Origin of the sequence: Streptomyces sp. NPDC096040 (assembly GCF_040303265.1) — a bacterium.
Lineage (GTDB): Bacteria > Actinomycetota > Actinomycetes > Streptomycetales > Streptomycetaceae > Streptomyces.
On sequence record NZ_JBEOTA010000044.1, the window covers coordinates 43,072 to 53,423 of the forward strand.

The 10,352-nt window shown below is 72.7% G+C and carries 9 protein-coding genes; 5 read left to right on the forward strand and 4 right to left on the reverse strand.

Features of this window, described 5'->3' with window-relative positions; all coding sequences use genetic code 11:
• The first annotated feature begins 57 nt into the window (after positions 1–57).
• Both ABTY98_RS37810 and ABTY98_RS37820 read left to right on the forward strand, forming a co-directional pair.
• Positions 58–1,263 (forward strand): threonine aldolase family protein, encoded by a 1,206-nt coding sequence (locus ABTY98_RS37810; RefSeq protein WP_352225671.1) that lies wholly within the window; start codon positions 58–60, stop codon positions 1,261–1,263.
• Positions 1,264–1,566: 303 nt separating this feature from the next.
• The gene (locus tag ABTY98_RS37820; RefSeq protein ID WP_352225673.1) at positions 1,567–2,667 is read left to right on the forward strand and encodes a DUF5937 family protein; all 1,101 of its coding nucleotides are present in this window, start codon (positions 1,567–1,569) and stop codon (positions 2,665–2,667) included.
• A 36-nt stretch (positions 2,668–2,703) separates the two neighbouring features.
• On the opposite strand, the gene ABTY98_RS37825 is transcribed toward ABTY98_RS37820, so the two are convergent.
• Entirely contained in the window at positions 2,704–3,378 is a 675-nt protein-coding gene (locus ABTY98_RS37825) for a response regulator (protein ID WP_352225674.1), read from the reverse strand.
• Positions 3,379–3,463: 85 nt separating this feature from the next.
• A complete protein-coding gene (locus ABTY98_RS37830) occupies positions 3,464–4,669 on the reverse strand; it encodes a sensor histidine kinase (RefSeq protein ID WP_352225675.1) in 1,206 nt (401 codons plus the stop codon).
• A 118-nt stretch (positions 4,670–4,787) separates the two neighbouring features.
• Here ABTY98_RS37830 and ABTY98_RS37835 point away from each other — a divergent pair, with 118 nt between their 5' ends.
• Complete coding sequence (locus tag ABTY98_RS37835) at positions 4,788–5,810, forward strand: SAM-dependent methyltransferase (RefSeq protein ID WP_352225676.1); 1,023 nt, start codon at positions 4,788–4,790, stop codon at positions 5,808–5,810.
• Between the two features lie 10 nt (positions 5,811–5,820).
• Here ABTY98_RS37835 and ABTY98_RS37840 read toward each other — a convergent pair whose 3' ends face one another.
• Positions 5,821–6,972 carry an NADH-quinone oxidoreductase subunit D gene (locus tag ABTY98_RS37840; RefSeq protein ID WP_352225677.1) on the reverse strand — a complete coding sequence of 384 codons (1,152 nt, stop codon included), beginning with the start codon at positions 6,970–6,972 and terminating at the stop codon, positions 5,821–5,823.
• A gap of 31 nt (positions 6,973–7,003) precedes the next feature.
• Here ABTY98_RS37840 and ABTY98_RS37845 point away from each other — a divergent pair, with 31 nt between their 5' ends.
• Complete coding sequence (locus ABTY98_RS37845) at positions 7,004–7,507, forward strand: PH domain-containing protein (RefSeq protein ID WP_352225678.1); 504 nt, start codon at positions 7,004–7,006, stop codon at positions 7,505–7,507.
• Positions 7,492–8,832 (forward strand): PH domain-containing protein, encoded by a 1,341-nt coding sequence (locus tag ABTY98_RS37850; protein ID WP_502994453.1) that lies wholly within the window; start codon positions 7,492–7,494, stop codon positions 8,830–8,832. Before ABTY98_RS37845 ends, ABTY98_RS37850 begins: the two co-directional genes overlap by 16 nt.
• 135 nt (positions 8,833–8,967) lie before the next feature.
• On the opposite strand, the gene ABTY98_RS37855 is transcribed toward ABTY98_RS37850, so the two are convergent.
• Positions 8,968–10,161 carry a hypothetical protein gene (locus ABTY98_RS37855; protein WP_352225680.1) on the reverse strand — a complete coding sequence of 398 codons (1,194 nt, stop codon included), beginning with the start codon at positions 10,159–10,161 and terminating at the stop codon, positions 8,968–8,970.
• Positions 10,162–10,352: the final 191 nt, after the last annotated feature.

Consider the following 10,352-nt stretch of genomic DNA (forward strand, 5'->3'; position numbering starts at 1 on the left):
TTCTCCCGCGCGGAAAACACGAGCCCTCGGGTGCTGTGCCACGGCATCATCCAGGGCATGAGCGATACGGCGACCACCAAGGACGACCAGCCGAACGAACCAGCGTCGGCGCAGCAGCGGATGCGAGAGCGGCGCACGGCCGCCTACCGGAAGGCCGAACGCGTCCTCGCGCGCGTGGGCGCGCTCTCCTCGCTCCGCGAACGGCTCGCGCGGCTCCAGGAATCGGCCCCTGACGTGTACGACCTGGACGGACCGGCGGACCTCTATGGCAACGGAGTCGTCGAGGCACTGGAGGCGCGCGTCGCGGCCCTGCTGGGCACGGAGGCCGCCGCGTTCTTCCCGACCGGCACGATGGCCCAGCAGGTGGCCCTGCGCTGCTGGGCGGCCCGCACCGGCAACCCCACGGTCGCCCTGCACGCCCTCGCCCACCCCGAGCTCCACGAACGCAACGCCCTTCGCGAGGTCGCCGGCCTTCGCCCCGTACGCGTCACCGGTGAGCCCCGGCTCCCCACCGCCCGGGAGATACGCGACTTCGAGGAGCCCTTCGGGGCGCTGATGCTGGAACTGCCCCTCAGGGACGCCGGTTTCGTGCTGCCCTCCTGGGAGGAGCTCACGGCGGTCGTGGAGGCGGCGCGGGAGCGCGACGCGGTGGTGCACTTCGACGGCGCGCGCCTGTGGGAGTCCACCGTCCACTTCGGGCGCCCCCTGCACGAGATCGCGGACCTGGCGGACAGCGTCTACGTGTCGTTCTACAAATCCCTCGAAGGCTTCGGCGGCGCCGCGCTGGCCGGCCCGAAGCCTCTGGTCGAGGAGGCGAAGACCTGGCGGCACCGGTACGGCGGGACGGTCTTCCAGCAGTTCCCGACCGCGCTGGCGGCCCTGGCCGGCCTGGATCGCGAGCTGCCCCGCCTGCCGGACTACGTACGGCACGCGCGCGTGGTCGCCTCGGCGCTGCGCGAGGGCTTCGCCGAGGCGGGCCTGCCCTGGGCACGCGTCTTTCCCGAGGAACCACACACCCACGAGTTCCAGGTCTGGCTGCCGTACGACGGCGGCGTACTGATGGAGGCGGCGGTCCGCCAGGCCGAGGAGACCGGCACCTACCTGTTCAGCGGCTACTGGGAGGCCAAGGGACCGGGGCTGGCCGTGACCGAGGTGACGGTGACGGCGGAGGGCCTGGGGTGGACGGCGGAGGACGTGCGGGCGGCGGTCGCGGACTTCGTCACACGGTTGCCTGGAGCGACCCAGTACGGCGCGGGGCTCTAGCGATCCGAGGCGCCGCCGCATGGGCGCGGCCGGCCACGTCGCGCCCGCAGCAGCCGTCGCACGGCGCCCACCACCCCCGTAGACGGCCGGTCCGCGCCTGTGCGCGCCCCGCGCACGTCATGCGCGCCGGGCGCGGGCGGCCCGGGATCGCCGTGCTGCCGAGCTCGGTACGTGTCGAGGAAGTACTGCTGGACGATGCTCATGGCTCCCCAGCCTGCGCGACCGCCGCGCCGCAGTCGCGTCGATTGACGGCGGCCGTCAATCGAGCGGGGCGTTGTCGGTGGCGGGGTGCACGATGGTGACATGAGCGTACGTATCGACATCGCGGGGCTGCGGCCGGAGAGGGTCACCGTCGTGCCCTCGCCCCTGGCCGAGCTCGGCATGGCGCTGCACGCGCTGTCCGAGCCGGGGCACCATCCCGGCCTCCAGGGCTGGGTGACCGGCGTGACCGCCCGTATGGAGCCGCATCTGGCCGACCGGATGTGCGAGGCGGACTTCCTGTGGCGGTCGACGTTCTCCGACCTGTTCCTGCCGTACGCGGCCGTTCCCGGCGCCGTCCCGGGCGGCACGCTCGCCGAGGAGCTCGACCAGCTGGACAAACTGACGGACGAACAGTTCGTGGACGCGGCCATGGAGTTCACGTGCGTGCTCTCGTACGCCACGCGGGCTCCGGCCATCCTGTCGGATCCGGTCGGGCGCCGCAGGGCGCTGGAGGTGGCCGCCTCGCGCGGCCCGCAGCAGGTCCGGTTCGCGCAGCGGCTGCTCGACGATCCGCCGAGCGTGCGCGCGTGGCTGCGCCGGTTCCTGGAGGACTGCGCCGAGGCGTTCTTCGACGAGGCCTGGTCGCGGCTGCGCCACCAACTGGCGGCCGACGCCAGGCACAAGACGGAGCTGCTGCGGCGCAAGGGCCTGGCCGAGGCGCTGGCCGCGGTCTCGCCCGCCGTGACGCTCGACGAGACGGCCACGCGGATCACCGTGGACAAGATCACCGACGTCCACATCGCGGCCGAGGCGGACGGCCTCCTGCTGGTGCCCACGAGCCTGGGCTGGCCGCATCTGATGGTCCTGCACCGCTACGGCTGGCAGCCGGTGCTGCACTATCCGGTCGGCTCGCCGGAGCTGGCCGCACCGGCGTCGGTGGAGGCGCTCACACTGCGGATGGCGGCGTTGTCCCATCCCGTCCGGATGCGGCTGTGCCGGTACCTGGCACGCAGCGCGTACACCACCAGCGAGCTGGCGCAGGTGCAAGGCCTGTCGGCGCCCGAGGTGTCCCGGCACCTGGGCGTACTCAAGAAGGCGGGCCTGGTCACGACGCGCCGCCGCGGCCGGTACGTACTGCACCAGCTGGACGTCACGGTCGTGGCCCGCCTCGGCAGCGACTTCCTGGAAGGGATACTCCGCTAGCGGCGCGGAGCGTACGTCGGCCGCGCGTGCCGCAGGTCAGCCGTGTCCGCCGCCCGCGCGGACCAGCCCGGTCTCGTAGGCCAGTACGACCACCTGCACCCGGTCGCGCAGCCCGAGCTTGGTCAGGATGCGGCCCACATGGGTCTTCACGGTCGCCTCGGAGAGCACCAGCCGGGCCGCGATCTCGCCGTTCGACAGGCCCTGCGCGACCAGCACCATGACCTCGCGCTCGCGGTCGGTGAGCCGGTTCAGTTCCTGGTGCCGGGTTTCCTTGCCGGCGGAGGGCAGCATCGGTGCGAAGCGGTCGAGCAGCCGCCGGGTGGTGGAGGGTGCGACGACGGCGTCGCCGCTGTGCACGGAGCGGATGGCGGCCAGCAGCTCGCCCGGCGGCACGTCCTTGAGCATGAAGCCCGAGGCTCCCGCCTTCAGCCCCGAGAAGGCGTACTCGTCGAGGTCGAAGGTGGTCAGTATGAGCACCTTGGGCGGGTCGGGCTCCGAGCAGATGCGGCGGGTGGTCTCCACCCCGTCCAGCTTGGGCATGCGGACGTCCATCAACACGACGTCCACGTCGGTGGAGTTCAGCACCTGGAGGGCCTCGACGCCGTCGCCCGCCTCCGCGACGACCTCCATGTCCGGCTGCGCCGCGAGCACCATCCGGAACCCGGTGCGCAGCAGCACCTGGTCGTCGACGAGCATCACGCGGATCGTCATCGGGTCCTCTTCCGTTTCCGTTCGTCGGTCTGTTGCGGGGTTTGCGGGGAGTGTGACAGGTGTCAACGGAGGGCGTGCGTCTGTGTCAATGCGCCGGTTTGAGCGGCAGCAGAGCACTGATGCGGAATCCTCCGCCGGGACGGGGGCCCGCGTCGAGGGTGCCGCCGACCATGCCCACCCGCTCGCGCATTCCGATCAGGCCGTGCCCCTGCCCGTCGGCGCCGCCATCCTCGTACATCTCGTGCGGGGCGCCCTTGCCGTCGTCCTCGACCAGCAGGCCGAGTCCGTCGTCGAAGTAGACCAGCCGCACGCTGGCGCCCGCGTTGGGGCCGCCGTGCTTGCGGGTGTTGGTGAGCGCCTCCTGCACGATCCGGTACGCCGTCAGCTCGACACCGCTGGGCAGCGGGCGCGGGGTGCCCTCGACCTTGAAGTCGACGGGCAGGCCGGAGCTGCGGCACTGCTCCACGAGCTCGTCGATCTGCTCGACGTCGGGCTGCGGAACGTACTCGCCGCCCTCCTTGTGCTCGCCCGTGCGCAGCACGCCCAGCAGGCGGCGCATCTCGGCGAGGGCCTGGCGGCCGGTGGAGGAGATCGTCTCCAGGGCCTTCTTGGCCTGGTCGGGGGCGGCGTCGAGGACGTAGGCGGCGCCGTCGGCCTGGACCACCATCACCGACACGTTGTGCGCGACGACGTCGTGCAGCTCGCGCGCGATCCGGGCGCGCTCGGCCGCGACCGCGACCTTGGCCTGGGCCTCGCGCTCCTTCTCCAGCCGGGCGGCCCGCTCCTCCAGCTGCGCGAAGTAGGCGCGTCGGGTCCGCATGGAGTCGCCGAGCACCCAGGCGAGCACGAACGGCACCGTCTGGAACACCACGATCGCCAGGTGCCCCACGAGACTCGTCTTCTCCGCCGGCCACCGGATCTGCGCCAGTGGCGCCGCGCACAGCCCCGCGTAGAGGGCGAACCGGGACGCCCTGCGCTCGCCGACCGCGGCGACCGTGCAGACGATCACCAGCATGGCGAAGTTGGCGACGGTCGTCTCGACGTCCAGGACCAGCTGGGCCAGGCCGGTCGCGGCGGCCAGCACCAGCATCGGCTCCGGGAAGCGGCGGCGCAGCGCCATCACCACGCCCATGACGACGGACACGGCCAGCATGGCGGCGGTCGAACCGTGATGGCCGCGCGCCCCGCTGAGATTCACGACGCTCACGCAGGACAGCCCGAGCAGGACGACGGCCCAGAAGCTGTCGACCCATGTCGGGTTCCTGCGGAGGAAGTCATAGAGGCGCTGCACGTAACCCAGAGTAGGTAAGCGTGAGAGGTGCAGGGGTCAACCGGAGGGCCGATCCCTGTTCCGCACACGTACTCCGCAAGGTGGAGAAGGTGATCACCTGTGCGCCTAGTCTGGCCCGGTGACGGATGAGGCGACGCGAGTGACGGCCGACGACGCCCGTGGCTGGCGTGCGGCCACGGAGGCGGCCCTGTACGGCCCCGGCGGCTTCTACCGCCGCCCGGAGGGACCGGCCGGGCACTTCCGTACGTCGGTCCACGCGTCGCGGCTGTTCGCCGATGCCGTGGCCGAACTGCTGTGCAGGGTCGACGATGCCCTGGGACGCCCGGAGACGCTGGACTTCGTCGACATGGGCGCCGGCCGGGGCGAGCTGGTCACCGGCGTACTCGCCGCGCTGCCCGCCGACGTGGCGGCACGCGTGCGTGCCTGCGCCGTCGAGGTCGCCGACCGCCCGCCCGGCCTGCCCGACCGCATCACCTGGCTGAGCGAGCTGCCGCGCACGGTCACCGGCCTGCTCTTCGCCAACGAATGGCTCGACAACGTCCCGGTCGACGTCGCCGAGGTGGACTCGGCCGGTGTGCCCCGGCTGGTGCTCGTCCGGCGCGACGGCGTCGAACTGCTCGGAGAGCGGGTGTGGGGCGCGGACGCGGAGTGGCTCGCGCGGTGGTGGCCGCTGGGCGCCGAGCCGGGGCTGCGGGCGGAGATCGGGCTGCCCCGGGACCGGGCGTGGGCGGACGCCGTCACCTGCGTACGGCAGGGGCTCGCGGTGGCCGTGGACTACGCGCACACCCTGGACACGCGCCCCCCGTTCGGCACGCTCACCGGCTTCCGCGAGGGGCGCGCGACGGCGCCCGTCCCGGACGGGTCCTGTGACATCACGGCGCATGTCGCACTGGACGCGTGCACGGCGCTCGACACGGCATACGCCCTCCCCGCAGCGCTCCTCTGCACACAACGCGACGCCCTGCGCGCCCTGGGCCTCATCGGCGCACGCCCCCCGCTCACGCTCGCCTCCACTCACCCCGCCTCCTACGTGCGCGCCCTCGCGAGCGCCGGCGAGGCCGCCGAACTCACCGCCCCCGGCGGCCTCGGCGACTTCGGCTGGCTGCTGCAGCCGGTGGGCATCGAGAACCCGCTGCTCTGACCCACGCCCCCTACTTGTCGATGTCCCCCACCACGAAGAACATCGACCCCAGAATCGCGACCATGTCCGCCACCAGCGTCCCCGGCAGCAGCTCCGTCAGCGCCTGGATGTTGTTGAACGACGCCGAGCGCAGCTTCAGCCGGTACGGGGTCTTCTCGCCCTTGCTGACGAGGTAGTAGCCGTTGATGCCGAGAGGGTTCTCGGTCCAGGCGTAGGTGTGGCCCTCGGGTGCCTTGAGGACCTTGGGGAGCCGCTGGTTGATCGGCCCCGGCGGCAGGTCGGCGACCCGGTCCAGGCAGGCGTCGGCCAGGTCCAGGGCGTTGTGCGTCTGCTCCAGGAGGCACTCGAAGCGGGCCAGGCAGTCGCCCTCGGACCGGGTGACCACCCTGAGGGTGTCCTGGAGCTCGCCGTAGGCCAGGTAGGGCTCGTCGCGGCGCAGGTCGAAGTCGACGCCCGAGGCACGCGCGATGGGCCCGCTGACGCCGTACGCGTGCACGGCCTCCGGCGCGAGGGTGCCCACGCCCCGGGTGCGCCCGCGGAAGATCTCGTTGCCGAGGACCAGGTTGTCGAAGACGTCCATGCGGGAGCGCACTGCGGAAACGGCGGCACGCGCGCGTGCGGTCCAGCCGGCCGGGAGGTCCTCCTTGAGGCCACCGACACGGTTGAACATGTAGTGCATACGACCGCCGGAGACCTCCTCCATGACGTTCTGGAGTTCCTCGCGCTCACGGAACGCGTAGAAGACCGGGGTGATCCCGCCCAGCTCCAGCGGGTAGGAGCCGAGGAACATCAGGTGGTTGAGCACCCGGTTCAGCTCGGCGAGCAGCGTGCGCGTCCACACCGCGCGGACGGGCACCTCCATGCCGAGCATGCGCTCGACGGCGAGGACCACGCCCAGCTCGTTCGAGAAGGCCGACAGCCAGTCGTGGCGGTTGGCGAGCATGATGATCTGCCGGTAGTCGCGCGCCTCGAAGAGCTTCTCCGCGCCGCGGTGCATATAGCCGATCACCGGCTCGGCGGAGACGATCCGCTCGCCGTCCAGCACGAGCTTGAGCCGCAGCACGCCGTGTGTGGAGGGATGCTGGGGACCGATGTTGAGCACCATGTCGGTGCTCTCCGCGGCGCCGCCGATGCCGACCGTGGTCTCCGTCGTAGGAGTCATGGACCCAGTCTCTCGTACGTACGCTGACCTCATGGAGACGGGGAGCCCGGCCGACGCCGGGGCGACGGAGACCGAGCCGGTGTGGACGGGGCTGCCGCCCGGCCTGCTGCGGATGCGCCGGCTGCTGCTGGTGGTGTGGCTGGGGCTGCTCGCGCCGGCCGTGGGCCTGCTGCCGGGTCTGCTCGCGGGTCCGGTGTGGGCGGCCTTCGCGCTGCTGCCGCTGGCCGCGATGGCATGGGGCTGGGTGCTGCTCGGCCGCAACTGGCGCTCCTGGCGGTACGCCGAGCGCGCCGACGACCTGCTGATCAGCCGCGGCGTGCTGTGGCGCGAGGAGACCGTGGTGCCGTACGGGCGGATGCAGCTGGTGGAGGTGACCTCGGGGCCCGTCGAGCGGTACTTCGGCCTGGCGAGCGTGCAGCTGCACACCGCGGCCGCGGCCACCGACGCGGCCATCCCGGGCCTCGACCCGGCCGAGGCGGAACGGCTGCGCGACCGGCTCACCGAGCTCGGCGAGGCCCGATCGGCGGGCCTGTGACCGCGCCCGGCGTCGACGGCCTCATACGCCCCGGCAAGGCCGTGGGCGAGCGGCGGCTGCATCCCGTGACACCGTTCCGGCGGGCGTGGGCGCCGGTCGCGGTGCTCACCGGCTGGGCGGTGCACGACCCGAACCAGGCCCAGGAGCAGCTGACGAAGCTGACCACGACCATGCTCCTGGGCGGACTCGCCGTCCTGGTCACGGCGGGCGCGCTGTACGGCTTCCTCACCTGGTGGTTCACCTACTTCGCGGTGACCGACAGCGAACTGCGCATACGCACCGGCCTGTTGTTCCGGCGCACCGCGCACATCCGGCTGGAGCGGATCCAGGCTGTCGACGTGACCCAGCCGCTCCTCGCGCGCGTGGCGGGCGTCGCCAAGCTGCGCATCGATGTCGTCGGCACCGACAAGAAGGACGAACTGGCCTTCCTGGGCCAGGGCGAGGCGCGCGCGCTCCGCGCGGAACTGCTGGCGCGCGCCGCCGGATTCGCGCCCGAGACGGCGCACGAGGTCGGCGAGGCGCCGGCGCACGAGCTGATGCGCGTGCCTCCTGGCAAGCTCGCGCTCTCCCTCGTGCTGACGGGCGCCACCTGGGGCTCCCTGGCCGCCGCCCTCGTCGTACCGCCGGTGCTGTGGCTGGCCACGCACAGCGTGTGGACGGTCCTCGCCACCGCCCTGCCGCTGCTCGGCGCGGCGGCCACGACCAGTGTGGGGCGGTTCGTCGCAGAGTACGACTGGACGCTCGCGGAGTCCCCCGACGGGCTGCGCATCGACCACGGGCTGCTGGACCGCACGCACGAGACGGTGCCGCCGGGGCGGGTGCAGACCGTGCGGATAGTGGAGCCACTGCTGTGGCGGCCACTGCGCTGGGTGCGGGTGGAGCTGGACGTGGCCGGGTCGGCGAACTCGGTGCTGGTGCCGGTCGCCCCGCGCGCGGTCGCCGAGTCGGTCATCGCGCGCGTGCTGCCCGGTGTGACGGTGCCCGGCGAGTTGCCGCGGCCGCCCCGGCGGGCCGGCTGGTGCGTGCCGTTGTGGTGGCGCGGGTACGGGCTCGCGGTCACGGACACGGTGTTCGCCGCGCGGCACGGGCTGCTGCGCCGGCGTCTGGCACTGGTCCCGCACGCCAAGGTCCAGAGCGTACGGCTGACGCAGGGGCCCTGGGAGCGGCTGTGGCGGCTCGCGGACGTTCATGTGGACACGGGAGCCGGCAAGACCGTGACGGCCCGGCTGCGGGGAGCGGAGGCGGCCGCGTCGCTGCTGCGGGAGCAGGCCGAGCGGTCCCGGACGGGACGCCGGTCGGCCCGCCCGGACCGCTGGATGGCCTGAGAACGGCCCGGGAACGGCCTGAGGACGGCGAGTACGGCCCGGGGAACGGCCCGAGGAACGTCTGAGCCGGGGCACCCGGTGGGTGAGCCGGCTCAGATCGGCGCGGGTTGCGGTGGTGATGCCCGGTGGTGGTGTTCAGGAGGCGGCGCTGCGCAGGCCCCCGAGGTTGATCTGCTCGGTCTCGTCGTGCGCGGTCAGGTCGATGACCTGGCCGACGCCCCGGGCCTCCGGGTCGGCGGGCTTGAACTCGGCCTCGGACTCGGCCTTGTGGAGCGCGAGTGCCTCCTGGCCGACGACGTCCGCGAGGTCCTCGTTGTGCATGGACTCCAGGCCGCCGGCCGACGAGTCCTTCTGGGTGCCGAAGAAGTCGAACCCGCCGGTGACCAGCGGACGCGGGATGGGCGCGGCCGGCAGGACGGCCACCGCGGTCGGCACCGTGAAGTGCCCGGTGGGCTGGACGGAGTTGGCGGACGGTGCCGTCGTGGTGTGGGCGTCCCGCTCCGTCGGCGCCGGGGCGGTGTCCTCCGGCTCGGCCGTGGTGGTGGCGGCCGCGCGCGTGTGCCCGTCGACCGCCTCGGGCTGCCCCTGTTCCTCGTCCTCCGGTGCGGACTCGCTCTTCGGCGCCTCGGGTGCGGCGGCCGTCTCCGTCGCGCCCTCGGTGTCGGCGTCGGCCTCGGCCGTCGGCGCGTCGCCCTCGTCGAAGCGGGCCAATGCCACCTTGGCCCGCAGGAACAGCTTGGAACCCTCCGGTGAGAAGACCGCGGGAGTCGCCTCCTCCACCTCCGGCTCCTCGACCTCCGGCTCCTCGACGGCCTCCGTGGGACCTGCCGCCTCTTCGGATGTCCGGGCGGCCGGCAGTGCGTTCGAGGGCGCGGTCGCCTCGATCTCCAGCAGGCGGCGGCCCTCCAGGGCGCTCGCGCGCTCGGTCTCGGCCGTGGCGTAGCGGCGCAGCAGGGACGCGTGCTCGTTGCGCAGGCCCGCCAGCTCCGCCCGCTTCGCGCGCAGCCGCTGCTCGAGCTTGGTGCGCACCTCCCGCGACTCCTCGAGGTCGGTCTCCAGCTCGGCGATCCGCTCCTCGTGGCGCCACTCGTCGCTCGCACGCGCGCGTGACAGGTCGGCCACCTGCTTGCCGGCCTCGGTGTCCCAGCGGCGCATGACGGCGGCACCGGCGACCGCGGTCGACGCGGCGATCGCGGCCAGCGTGCGCAGCACCGTCGGTTGGGAGAACAACCAGGGGCCCAGCGCGCAGACGAGGGAGACACCGGCGATCGCCGAAGGAGGCAACAGCCTGTGCAAAGGCGGGGAATGACGGTGGCGTCCACGTGGCATGGCCAGAAACTTACCGCGCGTAGGCGAATCGTGGTGCCCCGGGCCGTAAAAACACAGCGACAACGAAGTCTGCACACGGCATCGCCGGGGTCGGGGTTCAGCCTCGATCCACCGCGTGAATTCTGATCTTCGGTATCGGGTGGGCTCGGGATGGTCTTTCGGGGTGCGGGCAGCGCGATGGGCCGGGTGGC

Excerpts from the sequence above, each read along its gene's own strand:
- ABTY98_RS37820 (WP_352225673.1), top strand. The coding sequence starts at position 1,567 with ATGAGCGTACGTATCGACATCGCGGGGCTGCGGCCGGAGAGGGTCACC.
- ABTY98_RS37825 (WP_352225674.1), bottom strand. The coding sequence starts at position 3,378 with ATGACGATCCGCGTGATGCTCGTCGACGACCAGGTGCTGCTGCGCACC.
- ABTY98_RS37845 (WP_352225678.1), top strand. The coding sequence starts at position 7,004 with ATGGAGACGGGGAGCCCGGCCGACGCCGGGGCGACGGAGACCGAGCCG.
- ABTY98_RS37855 (WP_352225680.1), bottom strand. The coding sequence starts at position 10,161 with ATGCCACGTGGACGCCACCGTCATTCCCCGCCTTTGCACAGGCTGTTG.
- ABTY98_RS37840 (WP_352225677.1), bottom strand. The coding sequence starts at position 6,972 with ATGACTCCTACGACGGAGACCACGGTCGGCATCGGCGGCGCCGCGGAG.
- ABTY98_RS37810 (WP_352225671.1), top strand. The coding sequence starts at position 58 with ATGAGCGATACGGCGACCACCAAGGACGACCAGCCGAACGAACCAGCG.